The organism is Limibacterium fermenti (genome assembly GCF_041902845.1).
In the GTDB taxonomy this organism is placed as follows: domain Bacteria; phylum Bacteroidota; class Bacteroidia; order Bacteroidales; family Dysgonomonadaceae; genus Limibacterium; species Limibacterium fermenti.
In genome coordinates this window covers 417,513-436,943 of record NZ_CP159486.1, presented here as the reverse complement: position 1 = coordinate 436,943, position 19,431 = coordinate 417,513, and the positions used below count along the sequence as shown (strand labels likewise).

General features: G+C 34.4%; 20 protein-coding genes and 1 pseudogene. All 21 read right to left on the bottom strand.

From position 1 onward, the window contains the following. Positions 1-540 (bottom strand): hypothetical protein, encoded by a 540-nt coding sequence (locus ABNK31_RS01965; RefSeq protein WP_418894076.1) that lies wholly within the window; start codon positions 538-540, stop codon positions 1-3. A 215-nt stretch (positions 541-755) separates the two neighbouring features. After that, the gene (locus ABNK31_RS01960) at positions 756-1,898 is read right to left on the bottom strand and encodes a DegT/DnrJ/EryC1/StrS family aminotransferase (RefSeq protein WP_418894075.1); all 1,143 of its coding nucleotides are present in this window, start codon (positions 1,896-1,898) and stop codon (positions 756-758) included. Between the two features lie 13 nt (positions 1,899-1,911). Further along, positions 1,912-2,376 carry a hypothetical protein gene (locus ABNK31_RS01955; RefSeq protein ID WP_418894074.1) on the bottom strand — a complete coding sequence of 155 codons (465 nt, stop codon included), beginning with the start codon at positions 2,374-2,376 and terminating at the stop codon, positions 1,912-1,914. Next, positions 2,363-3,628 (bottom strand): AAA family ATPase, encoded by a 1,266-nt coding sequence (locus tag ABNK31_RS01950; protein WP_418894073.1) that lies wholly within the window; start codon positions 3,626-3,628, stop codon positions 2,363-2,365. The genes ABNK31_RS01955 and ABNK31_RS01950 overlap by 14 nt, the downstream gene beginning before the upstream one ends. A 280-nt stretch (positions 3,629-3,908) precedes the next feature. Continuing rightward, entirely contained in the window at positions 3,909-4,577 is a 669-nt protein-coding gene (locus ABNK31_RS01945; RefSeq protein WP_418894072.1) for an RES family NAD+ phosphorylase, read from the bottom strand. 353 nt (positions 4,578-4,930) lie between these two features. Beyond that, positions 4,931-5,884 (bottom strand): sce7725 family protein, encoded by a 954-nt coding sequence (locus ABNK31_RS01940; RefSeq protein ID WP_418894071.1) that lies wholly within the window; start codon positions 5,882-5,884, stop codon positions 4,931-4,933. 1 nt (position 5,885) lies between these two features. After that, a complete protein-coding gene (locus tag ABNK31_RS01935) occupies positions 5,886-6,749 on the bottom strand; it encodes a sce7726 family protein (RefSeq protein ID WP_418894070.1) in 864 nt (287 codons plus the stop codon). Positions 6,750-7,265: 516 nt separating this feature from the next. Continuing rightward, a complete protein-coding gene (locus ABNK31_RS01930; protein WP_418894069.1) occupies positions 7,266-8,018 on the bottom strand; it encodes an SDR family NAD(P)-dependent oxidoreductase in 753 nt (250 codons plus the stop codon). A gap of 1 nt (position 8,019) precedes the next feature. After that, positions 8,020-8,235 carry an acyl carrier protein gene (locus tag ABNK31_RS01925; RefSeq protein ID WP_418894068.1) on the bottom strand — a complete coding sequence of 72 codons (216 nt, stop codon included), beginning with the start codon at positions 8,233-8,235 and terminating at the stop codon, positions 8,020-8,022. Positions 8,236-8,239: 4 nt separating this feature from the next. Then, on the bottom strand, positions 8,240-9,823 hold the full coding sequence (locus ABNK31_RS01920) for an HAD-IIIC family phosphatase (protein ID WP_418894067.1): 1,584 nt from the start codon (positions 9,821-9,823) through the stop codon (positions 8,240-8,242). Further along, positions 9,823-10,215 (bottom strand): VOC family protein, encoded by a 393-nt coding sequence (locus tag ABNK31_RS01915; RefSeq protein ID WP_418894066.1) that lies wholly within the window; start codon positions 10,213-10,215, stop codon positions 9,823-9,825. The genes ABNK31_RS01920 and ABNK31_RS01915 overlap by 1 nt, the downstream gene beginning before the upstream one ends. A 1-nt stretch (position 10,216) precedes the next feature. Further along, positions 10,217-11,269 (bottom strand): 3-oxoacyl-ACP synthase III family protein, encoded by a 1,053-nt coding sequence (locus tag ABNK31_RS01910; protein ID WP_418894065.1) that lies wholly within the window; start codon positions 11,267-11,269, stop codon positions 10,217-10,219. Between the two features lies 1 nt (position 11,270). Continuing rightward, a complete protein-coding gene (locus tag ABNK31_RS01905; protein ID WP_418894064.1) occupies positions 11,271-11,501 on the bottom strand; it encodes an acyl carrier protein in 231 nt (76 codons plus the stop codon). 14 nt (positions 11,502-11,515) lie between these two features. Continuing rightward, positions 11,516-12,157, bottom strand: a complete 642-nt coding sequence (locus ABNK31_RS01900) for a serine acetyltransferase (protein ID WP_418894063.1) — start codon at positions 12,155-12,157, stop codon at positions 11,516-11,518. Continuing rightward, complete coding sequence (locus tag ABNK31_RS01895) at positions 12,154-12,765, bottom strand: sugar transferase (RefSeq protein WP_418894062.1); 612 nt, start codon at positions 12,763-12,765, stop codon at positions 12,154-12,156. Before ABNK31_RS01895 ends, ABNK31_RS01900 begins: the two co-directional genes overlap by 4 nt. A 547-nt stretch (positions 12,766-13,312) precedes the next feature. Then, positions 13,313-13,510: a hypothetical protein gene (locus ABNK31_RS01890; protein ID WP_418894061.1), complete on the bottom strand. Its 198-nt coding sequence runs from the start codon at positions 13,508-13,510 to the stop codon at positions 13,313-13,315. 2 nt (positions 13,511-13,512) lie between these two features. Beyond that, positions 13,513-14,601: an LPO_1073/Vpar_1526 family protein gene (locus tag ABNK31_RS01885; protein WP_418894060.1), complete on the bottom strand. Its 1,089-nt coding sequence runs from the start codon at positions 14,599-14,601 to the stop codon at positions 13,513-13,515. A gap of 361 nt (positions 14,602-14,962) precedes the next feature. Further along, positions 14,963-15,373, bottom strand: a pseudogene (locus ABNK31_RS01880) (sugar transferase); the annotation flags it as partial. 56 nt (positions 15,374-15,429) lie between these two features. Then, entirely contained in the window at positions 15,430-16,113 is a 684-nt protein-coding gene (locus tag ABNK31_RS01875) for a hypothetical protein (RefSeq protein ID WP_418894059.1), read from the bottom strand. Between the two features lie 143 nt (positions 16,114-16,256). Then, the gene (locus ABNK31_RS01870) at positions 16,257-18,389 is read right to left on the bottom strand and encodes a KAP family P-loop NTPase fold protein (protein WP_418894058.1); all 2,133 of its coding nucleotides are present in this window, start codon (positions 18,387-18,389) and stop codon (positions 16,257-16,259) included. A 270-nt stretch (positions 18,390-18,659) separates the two neighbouring features. After that, positions 18,660-19,409: a S1 family peptidase gene (locus tag ABNK31_RS01865; protein ID WP_418894057.1), complete on the bottom strand. Its 750-nt coding sequence runs from the start codon at positions 19,407-19,409 to the stop codon at positions 18,660-18,662. Positions 19,410-19,431: the final 22 nt, after the last annotated feature.

The window sequence follows — 19,431 nt, the reverse complement described above, 5'->3', positions numbered from 1 at the left end:
TTACAGTTGAAATTCCATTAAATCATTCATTCCTTCTTTGTCAATAACACCTTCTTTTAATAAATAGTTTCTCGCTTGATCCAACTTTACTAATTCCATTTTAGTATGTATCCTTTCGCTCATCGTATGCGTCAATTTGATGGCGCCTCCTGTTATTACATACACTTGAGGTTCTATAAGAATCGCATATAGCCGTAGCCAACTCGGATGCTCCATACCGTAGCATTTACTTTTGTCCAATAATTTCGAGGAGATTTGCCTATCATCTAAGAACCTAAATTTATGATCCAATTGTCTAGCCTCTGTCTTTAGGAAATATTCTTGAAGCTCGGCAGCATCGTAAATAGTTTTAAAAATAGCCCTTTCGATTGAAATATTGTTCCATATCGGATTTCTCAAATCATTTTCATTGGCCGTAAAAAAGTCGAGCAACTGTTCCGTATCATTCCATTTTCTAAATTGTAATGTAAATTCGTCTGTATCGAAATCTGAATTCCAACAAGCGAATAATTTTGAGGTAAAGATAATAACTATCTTCACAATATCAACCTATAAGTTTATTTTTAACTTTCATTTGTCGGTCTACATGAAGAATAAAGCCTTTCATTTACCGCCTTTCGTAAACAAACGCCCTCAATAATACGGCCGCTCTTTATTCCATAAATCATTGCTCCCGAGTTTCTCCGGCAGGTGACCGTTGAGTAACAAGGGAGCGATGAAAGATAGAAGTTATATGATAGAGACTTATCGTTTTATTATTTTCGAGAAGCCAATCCTTTAATCACCTCAATCACACGATGAACATCCTCATTTGTGAGAGTAGGTCCGGAAGGCAGGCAGAGTCCATCGTCGAACAACTTCCCGGTCGTGTCGTCGCCATAATAAGGAGCATCGGCAAACACCGGCTGCAAGTGCATCGGTTTCCATAACGGACGAGTCTCGATGTTCTCTTCCTCCATCTTCAGGCGAATGTCTTCGCGCGTGAATCCCGCAGTGGCAGGATCAACAATGATACACGTCAGCCAAAAGTTGGAATTAAAATCCGATGACGGATTATCGTGCACCTCGACGCCCTTCACACCAGCCAATTCTTTTTGATAGATGGAATGAATCTCCCTGCGGCGGGCGATATGATCGTTCAACACCATCATTTGTCCGCGGCCGATACCGGCGGATATGTTACTCAAGCGGTAATTGTATCCAATGCGTGAATGTTGATAATGGGGAGCCTGGTCGCGCGCCTGCGTAGCATAAAACACCGTTTCTTTCGCTTCCTCCTCCGTGCGGCATACCAACGCACCGCCACCCGAAGTGGTAATCATCTTATTGCCGTTGAACGACAAACAGGCGAACTCGCCGAAGGTGCCGCATTTCCGGCCCTTGTATTCCGAACCCAGCGCCTCCGCCGCATCTTCCAATACAGGAATTTCATACTCACGGGCAATTGCCATTATCTCATCCATCTTAGCCGGCATGCCGTATAAATGCACGGGAATAATTGCTTTCGGTTTTTTGCCAGTTTTGGCAATACGGTCTTCAATAGCTTGGCGAAGATAATCGGGCGACATATTCCAAGTATCTGTTTCGCTCCCCACAAATACCGGCTTGGCAGCCTGGTAAGTGATCGGGTTGGCCGAAGCCGCAAAAGTAAAGCTTTGACAGATCACCTCATTGTCACGCCCAACACCCAGTTGCACCAATCCCAAGTGGATGGCTGCTGTCCCGGCGCTCAATGCCGCCACATGAACATCCTTGTTCAAAAATTCGCGAAGATCTTTTTCAAATCCGTTTACGTTCGGGCCTAATGGCACTACCCAGTTGGTGTCGAACGCTTCTTTTATAAAGTCCTGCTCATGGCCACCCATGTGAGCAAGCGAAAGCCAAATACGTTTATTCATATAAATTCTTGTTTTAATCGATACCCTCTTTTAAGACACGAGTCGCCTTAAGAAGATTCCCATTATGTTGTTTCAAAATTTTTATTAGTTCTTTTTCTTCACTCGAATATAAGTCAGGGGTACGCGCTTTTGACAATACCATACGTCCATGAATAACATTTACCCCTAGAATGGAATCGCCCAACAGATAACGGAGAGTGTGTTTAATTTGTTTTATCGCCTTACCGAGATCCGAACCCTTTAATTCAATCAACCGCAGGACATCCGATGATACGGTGTACAAACCATAATCGCATTTTAGTCCCGTTCCGTCTTTCATGATTCCACCATCGATTCTATACGCGATCAACTCTTTTTCTTCTTTATTTATACCCTGATAAGATACACGCCCACCTTTCTTATCTTCCAAAACAACCTTTGAGCGCCTGTCACGAAATTCGATATACGATTTATCCGTATATTTTTCAATCAACTTCATATTCCAGATCCGATAATTTATCGTATTCCCTGTTTAACTTGCGGGAGACCTCATCGATTTTTTCCGCTTTAATCTGTTTCAATTTTGGATCTAAAATTGACGTCACGGAACCATTCTTAACGAACCAAGCGCCGACATCCTCAAAATTAACCCAATATTTTTGAGAAATTATTTTTTGGGACTCTTTCTTTTTTGATTTTCCTACCGCGGAAGCGAATAAAAGATTATTGACGGATGTAAGGATATACGGACTATGTGTGGTAATAAACAGGTTATGCGCCCGCGGTCCATTTAAGAGCGCCACCATTTGATATATTAGTTCCCGCTGCGTAAAGGGATACAAGTTCTCTTCCGGTTCTTCCAGAAATATATTGGAATAGTGGAGATTAATAAAGTGATAGGCAATACGCTCAAATTCTTTTGCTTGTTCTTTGTTGGCGAAGTAATGTTTGATATTATATATTTTGCGAGGTATCCCAAAATCTTTTAAAGCTAATAGATAAGACGTGCCTCCTGCTTTTAGCACCCATGAATAGATTCTATCAATAAGTTTTTTATTTTGATACTCTCTGGCCACACTATCTTTCTGTCTCTCCTTGTATATTCCTTCCGTAACATACTTCAGCAATAACCAAAGCGGCACCAACGATTGCAAGCCGCTCGAAACGTTTGTAAAATCGAGAGTCTTATTTTCACTGATCATAACCGTATCCTTGCGGTTATTTTTATCAAAGGCATATTTGACGCCAAGGTCTAAAATCTGCGTAGGTTCGTTTGAATAATAGTTGCGCGCTTCTTCCCAATCCGACATAAAACTGCGAATATTATTTTTTTCCAAATTCACGTCGAACCAATTCGGAATAGCCGCGACAATATTCCGTTCCGCAGGAATGTATATCGTTTTAGAACGGATATATGCCCATCGATCTTTCCACTCAAAATGAAACGCGTCCTCTTTTTTAGAGAAAGAAAAGCGCATCACATCCGTTTCATATTCAATATAGGTTTCCGGAACAATGAAACCGTTTAATTTATGAAATTCCGAAAACCGCAACTCGAAGATACCTTTTTTCTCAAAGTCTGCGGGAGACTGTGCAATTGATATCTCTTTTTCCACCCATGAGCAGTAGCAAGCCGTCTTATTGATCGTGCTTTTGCCGGAACTTTGCTCGCCAATGAGCAAATTAATCCGTTTTAGCTCAATTTCCACGTCTTGTATCGGCCCGAGTTTTTTTATAATCAGATGCTTCATTATTTTACTCACTTTCTCCTTGATGTCGAGAGGCAAAAATACAAAATAAAAATGGATACGGTAATATATTGACGTGAAGAGAAAATTAATATTTTAGGCAAACATTTAAAACTGAACTTTACTAAAGGTAATTTTCTGAATAATAAACCATCGGTTATTGCCAATGATATCCGGTCAATAAATTTCTAATATTGCAGATAGTGGGTCGTTATTTCATATGTATGAAAGAATATAAAAACATATGTTTATCATTAACTAAGTTCCTAAATTGAAGAATATTCTATATATAACGATCTGAGTTTATAACGACTTTTTTGACTTTAGCCTTTTCAACATCTATGCACTCCATTATGTCTTGATTAAATATTACAATGTTATTACCTGTTGGATGTAGGGAACTCCTGAATTTTATCCCATGAGCTCCACTATATATTTTCACAAACTCACAGATAAATTGAGTAGGAATATAATCTAACGGAGAATCGTATCTTCGTATCGGCTTAGATAAATCTCTACTTATTTTATCTTTCAGTAATTTGGACTTAATTTTTGTATTGATTTCGTTTTGCATACCTGATTGAGAAAACAGGGTAGGGACCTCGGTAAAGTCTGCAATAGTAATATCTTCTTCAATAGTGTTTTTTAATACGAATGTGCCAACAGATACTTCGTCTAGGAAAGCGGCCCGGATTTCATATAATACCGAATCCTTATTATCACACAAATACAGAAAAGGGATTCCCGCAGGATTTGCTCTGCCGCCTACAGATAAATCTGGTGGTGGACAAAACATTTTAGGGTATTCATACGGCTCTTCTTTTTCCTTATAATGCAAACGAGCTCTGTATAACTTCTTGTTTTCATTTAGAATGGTTTTGCTACTTAACAATCCATCCACCCTAAATCCTCTGTCAGGTATGATATATTGGTCAAATATCTTCTTTTCCATTTAATTGTTTCTTTTAAAATATCCCAATAATTAACGACTTCCAAGATATCGCTTGTAAACTCGACAAGATCATTACCACTTTTGATTTGTGTATTGAGTTCAGGAATAATCGTATCTAATACTTCGGATCCAATATTTTCTGAGCTAAAAAAGTCCCAATTATTTTGAAGAGTTTTTATTAGGCTATGTCCCTCTTTATTAAGTTGAAAATTATCAATAAGCTCTTGAAAAAAATCATATAATTCTTCTATATTAATAATGTCTTCATTGTCGTCATTGCTAAAATCACATTTCCTTTTTGAGATGATCGTGAAGTAATAAATCCTATAATCTCTTTATCAGAAAAACAGTTCTTACAGATTCTCTTCATTTTCTTTCAAATACTCACTTACAATTATCAGATGATTTTTAATCGAAATTTTTTTCACCATGCCTAATCCTGGATAATGATTCCCGTCGCAATATTCTCGAAGTTCCGAAATTGCAGAATTATTAAGCTGAATACTATCGCAAAATCTCAAAGCCTTTAAGGCCGCTTCCTCAAACTTTTGTTGGACATTGGCTATAGAATCACTATCTGTAGAAGAAGTAAAATGTCTTATCCATATCTCGGATTCTTCCTCTTCATTTATATAGGTTAAGTGTATTACAACAGCACGTGGAGTAAGTCCCCCGTTCGTGAATTCTTTTGGGAGTATTGTAAAGTCAGAAAAACCGCTATACCCATCTGTATTATAAAACAAATGCGCCTCAGTTAATTTATGTGCCGGGATTTGCAGATAGTCCGCGTTTTTCACTTGTTTTTCAAATACATCATCTAATCGGATATACGTTTTAGCCAACCCCTTCAAATAACTATCAAGACGACGGTTATTACCCGGGTCCAACAACATTATGACTCCTATATTATCATCGGCACACAGTTCCCTGAGAGAAGGATCATCGATAAATCCATCCATGCAAATCAGCATACAATTCTTCAAATCATATTCGTGAATGCTTTCCCTTATATAGTCACTGTTATTGGTAAAGTGAAAGGCAGGCAAAAAACTGCAATTTTCAAGACTATTCATATAATCCAAAAACACATTTGCGTCACCTTGAAAGTCTCCCTGTGAAGAGTTCATAATTAAATAGGGCGAGAAGTTATTCTCAAAAAATATTTTATTAGCTCTATCCAGATTATTAGTACTTCTATTCACAGGTTCAAGTACAGGGGTAACATAATTTTGAATAACGCCTTCTTGAACTAATTCTCTTAGGGCAATCAGTTCAAACTGCCTAGCTCTTAAATAAGGGTAATACATACTATATAGATATTTTGGTTTTCAATATATTCAATAAATTTTCTTTTTGTGTTTTATTCAGATTCAAAGATAAACAAACTTGATTTAATTCACTATTTATTTTATTAAAAAACTGATTATTGATATTACGTTTTTTCATCGCATGAATGAACAATCCATTCATTTCATCAGACGGAATCTTACGAATAAGCTCTTTGCATATTTGAAATTGATTAAAATCGTTCATTTCAGGAAGCATACCATAGTAGGTCTCTACAATATTCTTGTATTCCCGCGTATGCAATATCTCCATAACCGTTGAAAAATCGGGCCTTTTATTGCTAACCGCTTTCCGTATTAACCGGAAAACTCCCTCCGTTGAATCATACGAAATTACTCCAATACTACTATCATAAGCCATGTACTTATCCAAATGCAATTCCGGTACCACCAAGTAAATCTCATTGAAAATCCTTTTGTATTCTTCCAATTGGTTCGATAAACGGTATTCCTTATCTAAGATCGTTTTTATTTCAAATACTTTAGACGTCCCGTTGAATATCGCCAAATCAGCGATTGCTTTTCCAATTCTGAATTCATTAAAGATGACGGAATCTTTGTTGGCAAACTCTTTTTTCAACCATTTATTAAGTAACTCATTCTTATAAATGTATTCATTGGGATAATTTTTTGCCAAAACCTTATAAATATGCCGAATGTATTGTAAATAACTAATGTCTTTATGCGCAAATACCAGATCATAGGTTTGGACTTTTTGATTTATGGAACTAAAGTCATTATTCAACCATTTACATACCTCATTTCGCAAAAAAAGGGTTGAATAATCTCTTAATTGGTCAATAGAATATGATAGTCTTATTTTCATTTTCTTTCAATTCCATGTCAAGCAGTGTCTGACAAAAATACACAAAATAGTCATTGAAACAAAATAGCATTTGTAAAACGGTTGACTACTTCTTAATTTCCATACCCATTTGCTGCTATAAATTCAAGATAACTTTGTGAATCTTCCTTTGATTTTTGCACTTCCTTAATTACCATAAAAGCAATATCCAAGGGTAAAGTAGCACCATTGGAATTTACTTGCTTCGTAAAATCATGAGGCGTCAATTGGTGATACGATTCACCGCCGGGAGTTATGATTAAATCGGCTAACCGCCGAAAATCTTCATTACTGAAACGCCGGCCTAAGCATATAAACTCAATACATCCTTGTATTGATAGATATTCCGGTATATTTATTCCGAAAAACCTTCGTTCATGCTCTTGTGACCAGTTAAAATATTTTTATTATACAGACTACGGCATTTTACATCCTCTATCTTGTGAAATTTTTCAGGGATTTATAGCTATTATAGATAAAATACGTTTCTCCTTCCACTTATTGGGCGCTATATCCTCCATCAATTAATAAATCTATACCCGTTATCCATTTTGAATTATCAGAAAGCAAAAATTCAATACCATTTACAACATCCTTCACTTCTCCAATTCCTAGAGGATGCATCTGTCTAATCTTGTCTGCATTTTCATCACCAACAGAATCTAAAATTTTTGAAGACATCTCCGTCAATACCATCCCAGGAGAAATACAGTTTACTCGGATTTTTTTGCTCGCTAATTCGAGCGCTAAAGCTTTAGAAGCAGCAATCAGTCCTCCTTTCGACATGCAATAGGCGACTTTTGCAGGTTGCCCTAACCTTCCCATAACAGAACTAATAAATACGAATGAACCTCCTTCTTTAGAAAAGTTTCCTTTTTTTATTAAGACTTTGGAAACAAGGACTGCAGGAACTGTATTTGTTTTTAAAATATCTTCCAGAAAATCCTCTTTGATAAATTTCAAAGGAATTGTTCCTTCTTGACCAGCGGAATAAACAAATCCTGAAAATGGAATACCTGTATTTCTTACATTAGAGCTAATAGCTTCTTCGAGATCTTTCCCATTTTTGACGTCTATCACAATGTAGTCATGTCCTTGCCCCGTACATTGAGCAACAACTTCTTTTAAATTCTCCTCGTTTCTTGATACTAAAACCAAAGAGGCTCCTTTTTGAGAAAGACTAATGGCTGTAGCTTTACCGATACCGGAAGAAGCTCCAATAATTAATACTTTATGATTGGAGAAGTCCATATTATTTGATATAAGATATTATTTTATCTAATGATGTCATCTCTGCAATTTCTTCCGGTTCAAATGACTTATCGAAAGCTTCTTCCAACTCTATTATTAAATTCAAATGCCTTAGCGAATCCCAATTATCAATATTCTTTTGTTTAATATCTTCTGGAAAATCCGAGACAGGCAATTCAAAAACTCTCGACATAATTTCTATAATTTGTTCTTTCATAATTCTATCGTCTTCTAATTGTGTAATATGATTTTATATCTATTTCTTTTGATTGATCAAAAATATATTTTTTCACACCTTCCGCATCTTCTTCCTGTAAAATAAAACCAATTTCTTCAAGAAAGTCTTGAGTCATTTTATTCTTTTTTGTAGGAATATACTCTGCTCGAATATTCTTCCCAGTTTTATTAATTAAATCATTTATAATAGATAGTATAGTTACTTTTTCAATTCCTCTTCCAAGAATTCTACAACTAAGTAAATAAGAATCTAAAAATAAATCATGTTCATTTTCATCTATAATAGCAGCAATAGTAATACCATTATCACCAAATTTATCTTTTACATTTGCACAAAAGATATGACTACCCAAAAGAACCTTTTTTCTTAAATCTTCCTCAGTATAGCGTTGTGTACGTAAATTAAATTGATTCGTTTTTTGAGTCATCTGAGCAATACGTGTTATATTGCTTTCGGAAATGGGAATGATATCCACTATCATATCTAAACTAACGAAGTAATCATCCAGATTCTCAAATTTCTTTTGACTTTCTTTTCTTAAGAGAATTTCTTTATATTGTTCCGTTTTCTTTAAGTCCTCTGCAGATAATTCAAATGTAGCAAAATATTCGTTATAAATATTCCAAAAGAAATCAACTAAACCATAAGGCTTTAGTGGAAAATCAGGAGTAACAACATCGGGTAAGAACTTCCTTACAATTCCTCGTTCCACCGGACTATCATCAACAAAGACCAAACTATCTAGTCCTATATTTAATTCTTCGGCAATAGCTCTAATGTTCTCGGCCTTATTTTCCCAATTAATACGATAAGCGGAGAGAACAGCATCGTTTATCAAATTATTCGGATTATGTTTCCATAAATCCTGTACATCTTCTAAATTATTTTTACTACAAACAGCAAGGATCACTCCTTTTTGGGATAATGCAAATAACAATTCTTGAAAACTTTTATATGCGTTTCCGGGATAGTCTTGCCCAAGTTTAACTCCATAGATGCCTTCTTCACCTAAAATTCCACCCCATAGTGTATTGTCACAATCTAAAACAATACATTTTTTGCGTTTAAGAGTTATGAAATTAAGTTGATTATAGAACCACTCTTTAAAAGATTTCGCCAACTTGGGATTAATAATCATTTGAGATGTGAAAAAGAATCTCCAATCAATCTTTTCAATAAGTTGACATTGAAGAAACTGGTTAATATCGATCACTTTAATATGAGGATTCTCAGTTACTAAAGATTTAAGAAATCTGTAGTTAAAATAATTGATAGCCGTAGAAAGTTCTCTATTTTTCAATTCCCAGTCATGATTGAGTTCTTGATAAAGAGTTATTATTATTATTCTACGATCTTTAATTTGATTAGTAAGCAGTTCGATTTTAGATCGAATTTCGTCTATCTCTTTAAGTTGTTGTTCAGGTGTTTTATGAGGGCCTAATTGATAAAACAGGATAATATTATCAAAATCTTTGGGCGGCAAACTTAATTCACCATAACCACTAAAATAAGTAGTTGTGCTGAACAGATACTCTACCGTATAATTTCTGTAAATATAATTATTCATTATTTTTCCAATAATTCAATTAATCCAATTGAAGAATTATATAAAAAACAAATTTTCCTATTATCAAAAGCTATTGCAGGAATAGGCTGAATTACCTGAATAAATCTCTGTTTTTTTAATTCTCGAATCTTCTCCTCAAAATTATCTATCTCATAGCAGATATGATATAAAGAAGTCCCATTTTTTTTAATAATTTGAGATACTGGATTTTTGTCATTCACAGGTTGAACAAATTCAATAAGATGGTCATTCTCATTTTTTATAAAAAGTAAATTTACACCTTGCAAAGGATCAAAAATAACATCTCCAATCTTCTCATAGCCTAATTTTTTGAATTCAAGAAGACTCTTTTCGAGTGATTGGGTAGCTAACCCATAATGATGAGTTTTCATTTTATAATTCTATTAACTCAGAAATATGAGTATCCTTTAAATCAAAAATGGCAGTTCCCCAAGACAATCCTGCTCCAAATCCACTCGCAATAATTTTTTTATTGCTTGCCTCCCAATTTCTTAATTCGCTGACGATTGTTAGAGGAACAGTAGCGGAACTAGTATTTCCAAATTTATCGAGACTAATAGGAATATACATGTCAGAACATTTTAATTTTTTCACAAAAAAATCAATCATAAACTTGTTTGCCTGATGAAAAACGATACTCCCATAATCTGATATATTGGTATTTGTTTGAGATAAGATTTCCTTAATACCTTTTGGAACAACTTTTAATGTAAAATTGAAGACGTCAATTCCATTCATATATACTTCCAAATCATTCCCGATACTGCCATCCGCACGTTCTCTTTCTTCAAGACTCTTTGAATCATATGGATGACGGCATCCACCGCCATGGATGTTAACAGCTTGCCAACCTTCTCCATCAGTATTAAGTATAGAGAAAAATTCACTATTAGCATTTTTCTCCAATAAAGTAGCCGTACCGGCATCCCCATATAATAAAGCATTCGTTTTATCTTTCGGATTAACTATTTTTGAAAAAGTTTCTCCATCCAGCAATAAAACATTCCTTATATTTGGCAAATTCAGATATGTAAACGCTGTTGTAAGGGCGTAGAGATACCCACTACAGGCCAATGAAATATCAAAACAAATTGTATTCTTGCTTAATTTTAATCTATGCTGTAATATCGGAGCAGTTGCTGGAATTCTAAAGTCTCCCGTTTGAGACATAAATATCAGCACATCAATTGTTTCTCGATCTATACTTAGTTCATTCAGAAGTTTTTCAGCAGCGGAAAAACATAAATCCGATGCACAGATATTTTTATCTACAATTCGCCTTTCGACAATCCCTACAGAATTAATAACTTTCTTTAATTCTTCTTCTCGGAAGAATGTAGTCAAATCTTCATTCCTTACAACCTTTTTAGGCGCACATGCCGCTATCCCCTTAATATGAACATTAGGAATATGTATAAATGCCATTCTATTTTTTAGTTTTTACAATATCATATATATCTCCTACTGTAATTGAATTTTCCAGATCTTTACTATTTAATTCTACTTCGTATTCTTCTTCTATTACAGCAATAAGTCCTAAAGCAGTTAGCGAACTCCACTCATCAAGATCTCTAAAAACTGTATCCGTCGTTAGTTCCGCGGGATCTGTTTCATCAAAGATTAGAGCAAAATTTTCAATAAAATCTTTTACTTCCATATTCTATTAGTTAATTACATGTTAAATTTTTTAGCAGGAACACCAATAAATGTTCCGCTATCCTTTATTGTTCTCAAGAGTATTGCCCCAGCACCTAAAGTATTTAAGTTCCCTATTTTCTTCCCTTGTATTACCCCGGAATTGAATCCAAAAAAGTTTTGATTCTCAATAGTTACATTTCCTGATATTTGCACGTTGGGGCTAAATACATTAAAGTCGCCCACCTTGTCATCATGCCCTAATGTAGAGCGAGTGTTGAAAATATTAAAACTACCCACATTCACGTTACAACTTATAATAACTCCAACAGAAAAAATATTACCAATGCCTAATGCTGTAGTTGTTTTGTCTAAAAATACGACCGAAGGATGAATTATATTAGGAAAAGAAACTTTTTCGTTTGATATTCTCTTCCTAATATCTTTAATATGAAGGACATTACCCACGGCTATACCAACTTCTGTGGGATATTTTAAGTTATTCAAATCTTCAACATTACCCATAACTTTAGCATATATATTTTCTTTTATTGTTGGGTCATCATCAAAAAAGCCAATGAATTTATAATCCACCCCTTGTGATTGAAGAACATCCCTCCAGATACAATAGACTTCCTGTCCAAATCCTCCTGCTCCAATTATAGCAATTTGTTTCATTCTATATCTCCTTTAAATTCTTCCATTGTAGTTTGTCCATCTTGTGAAATACCTTCCCGGACAAATACTTTTTTAATGGTCAAAAGTAATATTTTAATATCGATTTTCAAAGAAAGATGATCGACATACCACACATCGTACTCGAATTTCTGCTGCCACGATATGGCGTTACGTCCGTTCACTTGCGCCCAACCGGTAATGCCCGGACGAACCTCATGACGTCTACGTTGTCTGTTATTGTATAGTGGCAGGTACTGAACTAACAAAGGACGCGGCCCTATCAACGCCATATCGCCTTTTATTACGTTAATTAATTGCGGTATCTCATCGAGCGAGGTGGAGCGGACAAACTTCCCAATCTTAGTCAGGCGTTGTGCGTCGGGCAATAAATTACCTTGCGCGTCCCGCTTGTCAGTCATTGTTTTGAATTTGATCACCTTGAATATCTTTCCGTTTTTTCCCGGGCGCGGTTGGAAAAAGAAAGCTCCTGCCCCTTTGTTGGATATTGTCAGCCAAACCCATAAAATGACAAATACCGGACTGATAACAATAAAGCCAATAAGTGAAAAAATAAAATCAACGAACCTTTTAAAGAATCTTTTATACATCGTAGTTGTTTTTTGCTACTTTATAGCAACATATACTATCATTAAAATAAACATATTTACCTCCATTTAATTGCTTCTTCGCATAGTTGAATATCTTTGTTCCTTCAATCGCTTTCCCTGTTATTTTCGTTTAATTTCGCTTCGAAGACACCCTGAACTCGGAAATTTACAGTTGTCTCGAATTCTCATATATATCATCAAACACTGGTGTCCCATTAAAATATCGATTTTATATTATATATATTTGATATAGTATTACTTATGCCTGATTTTAAAAAGAACCGATTTGAATTTGATTCTTCAGTTTAAACTCAAATCACCAAAGAGCTGAATATTGTAATATGCTGAAAATCGGAGACCTTTTTTTAATGATGAATAAGCACAATTAATAATAGTCAAACTTTAATGGGACACTAGTGATCATCAAATAAGCAAGCCCTAAATACAGTCTTCATTTACGACATAGGGTCAAAAAGTATTTTCAAACCATGTATACACCTCGGGGATACGAATCTTGTACTGCCAGCCTAAAGACACCTCATATAAACTATTTTTTTGATATATTCCTTTTATTATTGAAATCTCCATTAATGTTAATGATATTACTATTTTTAATATCGCCAAACTTTTGCTTACGAGATTTTCCACTTTTACTAAACAACTTGAATACGCCTGTTATTACTCCTAGGAGTGCTACAATTATTGGAACAGCCCAAGCATAATTTTCTTTCAGAAATTCAATCATATTTATAATGAGATAGGATTAGACAAACTCGAAATGGGTAGTGAAGTCATATTTGTATATTTGCTAATTATTTTATTCGCGGTATACCCCCCTAGAATATTTAAGTCCACCGTTTTTAATGCAGGAGAGTTCAGGAATTCACATGCATACAACCAGTTTTGATTAATGCTGCAAAGATACTCTCTAACCTCTTTCTCTGTTAATAGGGGCATAAATTTCTTTAGTTCTTCCACTAAAGGAATAAGATATTCCTGTTTCCTTGCTTTTAACCTTTTGTAAAATAATGTAGTATTAACATCAGAAAACATCCAATTTTTCTTATCAAAAATAAACATACAGGTACCGTCATCATTTACTTTGTGCATAATCTCAGGGTGGATCGTTCTAAAAGAATCGAAATCTTCTTGACCGATTTTTTTCCTGAAATATAAATCATATTGCTTCAGTAAATGATTTTCGTAAGTATCAATAAGATAAATACCTGAAATTGTTTTAGTACAATTATTTTGTATTATATATTCAATATCCAGATTATTTATATTACAAGAATTATCAATGAACGGGGAAAGTTGATTAAAAAACAGATCAAGCATAAATGAAAACGGAGTATTAACAACTTGATGTCGCAGATTCATCAGAACAATTAGACTCGAAGTAAACAGATTCAGATTCGGAATGAGTTTTATAGCCTCATTCAAGATCGCTTTTTCGGTACTATTACTATTGACTTTTAACCTATCTATTAATATGTCAACAATATATTCCTTCATGATATTATCCTCATTAGAAATATAACCGATAAGAGTATCATGTAAAAAAACTTGTATTGCAGGATTATTGAACTTTTCTATTAATTGCATCTGCTGTTCATTTACTAATTTTCTTAACAAATCCCCAAGAAATTCATTAAGTTCTGACTTCGTATTATTTATTGCATCTATAGAAAATCTTTCGAAGTCCTTTCTAAGAATCTCGACAAACATATTCTGAATGTCTTTATACACTTGGCCATCCACAGATACATTGCCATTAATAATAATTGCGTTAGAATTAACAATATTACCAATATGTTGCACACTAATTCGTTTCATATATATTCAAATTATACTTCATCATCATTGCATTAAAATAAATATTTCCAAATATCAATTTTGACTCTTTTGAGTTAGATGAACAATATTTAAATCGCTGGATCGATTCATTCCAAAAGCCATCTGCCACTACATTCCATTGGCTTTGAGTTCCTTGTTGTTGAACCATTTGGCACAGTCTTAAGCCTACAAACTCCAAATTATTTCGGATATTTTCCCAAAAAGCGATATTCCGGTGCCCCAATCCACGAGTTGATGGGTTACTCTCGTCGTACTTCTTGCTAACATGAATAGGAAACACTCCATTGAAGAATGTATCTGTTACGCCAATTTGTTTCAACGTACGCTCTTGGTATATTATAATACCCGGCCGTACCCCATAATGTCGACGTTGTCTATCATTATATAACGGTAAATATTGAACTAACAGCGGGCGGGGGGTCTACCAATGCCATATCGCCTTTTATCACGTTAATCAATTGCGGTATCTCATCGAGCGACATGGAGCGGACAAACTTTCCTACTTTCGTCAAGCGTTGCGCGTCGGGCAATAAATTACCTTGCGCGTCCCGCTTGTCGGTCATCGTTTTGAATTTGATCACCTTGAATATCTTCCCGTTTTTTTCCGAGCGCGGTTGCAAAAAGAAAGCCCCTGCCCCTGTGTTGGATATTGTCAGCCAATCCATAAAATGATAAATAGCGGACTGATAATGATAAATCCAACAAGTGCAAGGATAAAATCAAATAACCTCTTGAATAACTTTTTGTACATCGTATCTTATTTCTTTTTTGCTAAATCACGGCTCTCTTTATAAATAAAAGAGATGGCTAATGAACCATTTTCATTAATTCAGCTAAGGTAGAATTGAGAGAGCGAGGAATTTCGCCATCTTTTAATTCTTGGTAATTTACATCGGCCCCATTAACAAGGTCAACCGCTATGCAATATTGAGGATTTATGAGATATTCTCTTGAATAATACTTATTCAAATAATTGTACAAGGTATCGGCAAACATGCCCAATTCTATCTTTTTAAATCCAGTTTTTTTTGCGATAAACCAAATAGCACCTATATACTCTTTTTCATCAAAATCATACGTATAAATATGACTAGGAGCCACTTTTACGTCTAATTCTTTAATATTCAAAACTAAAAGATTTTTATTACTCATCTTTTTAAAGATTAAATTTGGTGTTGGTCGCCATTTTTCATGATCTAAATCTTCAAATGTATCTAAGACTTTTATGTTTTTCTCGTAGGTATTCTTTTTTCGCAAATTATCTTCAGTCTGATATAATCTACGAAGTTGTTCTTTCTTATCTTTTACAGGAAGAAGATTATTTGATTTAAAACTTTTATTTATTGCACTAGTAGAGCTACTCCAGTAATAACCCTTGATAGGCAGCTTGCTTTCATCAGTACCTAATTTCACCTTCAATGCGAATGTTTGTTTACTTCTTTCAGACTTCCTTTTAAATTCTATGATTTCATTAACTGTAATTGTTTTCATCCTTTATTATATTATCCGGTGCCTTGAAAAATAAAAAATTTCAATATCCTAGCATCTTTTTTATTTGACCTGCAAGTTACTAATGTATCCGGAATTAAAAAAACAATTCCATTATTTAGATGCTATTTCTTTCCTCTAATAGCCTATTTTTGTTCATCTGCCAGGCTGCTTTTATAAGTGCGAATAAAAAAACCAACGTTTGCATGATAATCGGGAATATTATTGACAGGAATATCTTTTACTTTGTTATACACGATTCCCGAATTGAAAAGTTCACAAAATTTGTCATAATACTCTTTGTGTGAGTTATAAATCATTGAACGAATCAATAAAGTCATATCAACATCTCCATTTGACAGATAGTCGTCTATTATTTTTGCATATTCTATAGGATTTACTTTTTTCCAAATGCCAAATAATACTGTCGTCGGCGTCTGCCCCAACCTGAATAATGATCCTAAGCCGTTTTGTTCGATATATCTCTTAATAAACCGATATATAATTTCGTCTATTTCGGGTAGAGTAGAGTAATAACTGCCACAGCTATTGCAGAAATGAGTTGCAAAAAATAAATGAAAAGGTATCAAGGTTCCTTCCGATAAAATCTTTTCAATAATTTCCAATTGTTTTGAATAATCCGGTATAATTTGTGGCATATATTGTTCATTACTTAAATTATTGACGTACCTTTCAATAATCTCGCATATTGTCATCTCTATATGAAACTTACTATTATACATAGTATATTGTGTACGAGATTTATTCACAGATAAACGAGCGAGAGCAATACATATTTTTTCGATACATGCATTATCGATGTTTTTTGAGTATTTCGGATAAAGTATTTGATCGTAAATAACACGCTGTATATTGTCGAATCCATATTGTTTATAATAAAATTCAAACTGTTTGAGGATATCACTCTCATCAATAGTGGGCAACTTTTTAATAAAACATTCGGCCTCTTGATCTGAGATCATATCATCAGGCGTCGCATATAAAAAATACTTATTAAAATACTCCGAAGAACAGATTCTTTTTTTATTATTAATTTCCACCCGATTGCTAGTGCCGGAATAGATAAATGGGTATAAAAGTTCTTGTAACAAGGCATCAATATAAGGCTTCTTGTTTGGGTCGGCATTTTTCATCAAATCATCGATAAAGTTATTATTTTTCTCTTTTCGTTTTTCTTCAGAATCCAATATATCTCTCACAGATAGTTCCATGCTACCTGTTAGTATATGTCTACTTGCCTTGATCGTATTATAAGCGCTCGGATGAAATAATTTTAAAACCTCCAATAAACATAAATCGCCCAAGTTCACTTCTTGATAAACCATGGGCAAGATAAAGGCAATGGAATTGCTATATAAAATCGCTTCTCTTACGGTTGTAAACAACGGAAATACATAGCGATACAATAACTCTTTTAAATCTTCCAAAGATGGTGTACTTTTAATGGTTCCCAAGGAAAAAAGTTTCTGGAACTGTGTGAATAAACAAGATTCTAAAAACTTATTCAGGTGAGCGCTTTGTATTTTAGGGAGATAAATAGGAACTTGCACGATCTTTTCCAAAAAGTGCTTTCCCGATTGTTCGTTTCGATCCTCGAATCGCTGACCAATCGATTTTGCTACCATATCCACATCCATCGCAATAATATACGTCGTGTTCACAAAATCCGCATTTTGGCGGATCAGCTTAAAAACCGCATGAAGTTCTTCATTGTCTAACCGATCGACATCATCAATCATAATCAGAAGATGTTTTTTAGAGAGCTTTATTTTTTCATTCAAATCATTTTTTAATTCTCGTATATCCACATTGATATTCGATATCGCATTTGTAACCTCTTTAAAAGAGTTATGCAAAGTCGTTCCAACCCCCGCCCCGGGGATGGCAATATTCATCAAACCTGACAACCCCAGGGAAACCAAAGGGCCATATTGCTTTATTTTGTTCACGAATGCCCTACTTATCTGTCCTTTTTGCAAGGCTTTAAAGAAATCCAATAATAAAGATTCCTGATCTTTAAACAACCATGGATTAAAATGAATGATTTTGATGTCATTTTCTCCGACTATTTTTTCGCAAATCATATTCAGTAAAGAAGTTTTGCCCTCACCCCATTTACCATAAATACCAATGGTATAACACTCACCACCTTCTCTGCTTCGATTTTTTACAGTCTCCACAATACTTTCTACAATACGGCCGCGACCAAATAAATCCGCTTGTGACGATTTAATGGGACTGTCTTTAAGTATTTTCATATTAATTAATTGATAATTTTAGGAATAGAACACTCAGTTGAAGATATTCAGTAATGCTTCACACACATCGGATTATTCGTAGCGCCTTCTTTGACTTTGATTGGAAATATCGCCTCCTTCTGGAAGTATTTCATAATAAATTTCCCCTTTTTGAATTTTTTTCCTTCCGTTAAACGATGAGTCTCTTAGTTTCCAATCCTTTTTTTGTAATTAGTCAAATAATCTTATGTTTCATGATAGTGCATCATTTAACTTCCTTCTCCAATATAATCAGGCGCTAGATCCCAGAATTCGATATATATCTTTATATTTTTCAGCAACATATTTTATATTAAACCCTATACCGATACCCGAATTGGCATTTGCCTCTATTATTGCATTAGAAACTGCAAAAGATCTTCCGATCATATTAGTTAGTGAGTTAAAATCTATACCCATAATACTAACACTTCCACGTCCTGCTATGCTCTTGCAGTGTTCTATCAGTTTATTTGATTCAGCGGAAATAGAATTTAACTCTGAAGAACCAAGAAAACGTCTCTGTGTAACAATCCCGATAACTGAGAAATCCGATATGTCAATAATTGGACCACCAGAATTACCTCCATTTACGGATCCATCAATATAAAAGGCTTTTTCATTTGGATAACCTGAGACAATAGCATTATGTACTAATAAATGGTCTATTCCATGAGGATATCCGGAAAAAATAATATCCGTACCTCTTGGAACTCGATCTTGCAATTTAGGCCTCAGCACACATCTTTCTTCTGAAACACTATCAATGGAATGTAATATTGCAAAGTCATAATTCATTTCATCCGAGTAATACAATAATTTTAATTTATATTCTTCATGATTTTCAGTATACGCACGAAGAATTATAGAATTATCATAAAGAGCTTCCTTTATCACATGAAAATTTGTTACAATAATTTGTTTGTCACAAAAATGGAATCCTGATCCGGAACTATTTCCACAAACTATTTTTAGGGTGGCATTTGCTAATTTATTATACATGAGAAATCTATTAAAAAATGTA

Bases quoted from the DNA above. Each gene is read 5' to 3' on its own strand.
- ABNK31_RS01955 (WP_418894074.1), bottom strand. From the start codon at position 2,376: ATGAAGTTGATTGAAAAATATACGGATAAATCGTATATCGAATTTCGT.
- ABNK31_RS01890 (WP_418894061.1), bottom strand. From the start codon at position 13,510: ATGATTGAATTTCTGAAAGAAAATTATGCTTGGGCTGTTCCAATAATT.
- ABNK31_RS01940 (WP_418894071.1), bottom strand. From the start codon at position 5,884: ATGTATTACCCTTATTTAAGAGCTAGGCAGTTTGAACTGATTGCCCTA.
- ABNK31_RS01900 (WP_418894063.1), bottom strand. From the start codon at position 12,157: ATGAAACAAATTGCTATAATTGGAGCAGGAGGATTTGGACAGGAAGTC.
- ABNK31_RS01895 (WP_418894062.1), bottom strand. From the start codon at position 12,765: ATGTATAAAAGATTCTTTAAAAGGTTCGTTGATTTTATTTTTTCACTT.
- ABNK31_RS01935 (WP_418894070.1), bottom strand. From the start codon at position 6,749: ATGAAAATAAGACTATCATATTCTATTGACCAATTAAGAGATTATTCA.
- ABNK31_RS01920 (WP_418894067.1), bottom strand. From the start codon at position 9,823: ATGAATAATTATATTTACAGAAATTATACGGTAGAGTATCTGTTCAGC.
- ABNK31_RS01930 (WP_418894069.1), bottom strand. From the start codon at position 8,018: ATGGACTTCTCCAATCATAAAGTATTAATTATTGGAGCTTCTTCCGGT.
- ABNK31_RS01925 (WP_418894068.1), bottom strand. From the start codon at position 8,235: ATGAAAGAACAAATTATAGAAATTATGTCGAGAGTTTTTGAATTGCCT.
- ABNK31_RS01945 (WP_418894072.1), bottom strand. From the start codon at position 4,577: ATGGAAAAGAAGATATTTGACCAATATATCATACCTGACAGAGGATTT.
- ABNK31_RS01875 (WP_418894059.1), bottom strand. From the start codon at position 16,113: ATGAAAACAATTACAGTTAATGAAATCATAGAATTTAAAAGGAAGTCT.
- ABNK31_RS01905 (WP_418894064.1), bottom strand. From the start codon at position 11,501: ATGGAAGTAAAAGATTTTATTGAAAATTTTGCTCTAATCTTTGATGAA.
- ABNK31_RS01915 (WP_418894066.1), bottom strand. From the start codon at position 10,215: ATGAAAACTCATCATTATGGGTTAGCTACCCAATCACTCGAAAAGAGT.
- ABNK31_RS01865 (WP_418894057.1), bottom strand. From the start codon at position 19,409: ATGTATAATAAATTAGCAAATGCCACCCTAAAAATAGTTTGTGGAAAT.
- ABNK31_RS01910 (WP_418894065.1), bottom strand. From the start codon at position 11,269: ATGGCATTTATACATATTCCTAATGTTCATATTAAGGGGATAGCGGCA.
- ABNK31_RS01870 (WP_418894058.1), bottom strand. From the start codon at position 18,389: ATGAAAATACTTAAAGACAGTCCCATTAAATCGTCACAAGCGGATTTA.
- ABNK31_RS01885 (WP_418894060.1), bottom strand. From the start codon at position 14,601: ATGAAACGAATTAGTGTGCAACATATTGGTAATATTGTTAATTCTAAC.
- ABNK31_RS01950 (WP_418894073.1), bottom strand. From the start codon at position 3,628: ATGAAGCATCTGATTATAAAAAAACTCGGGCCGATACAAGACGTGGAA.
- ABNK31_RS01960 (WP_418894075.1), bottom strand. From the start codon at position 1,898: ATGAATAAACGTATTTGGCTTTCGCTTGCTCACATGGGTGGCCATGAG.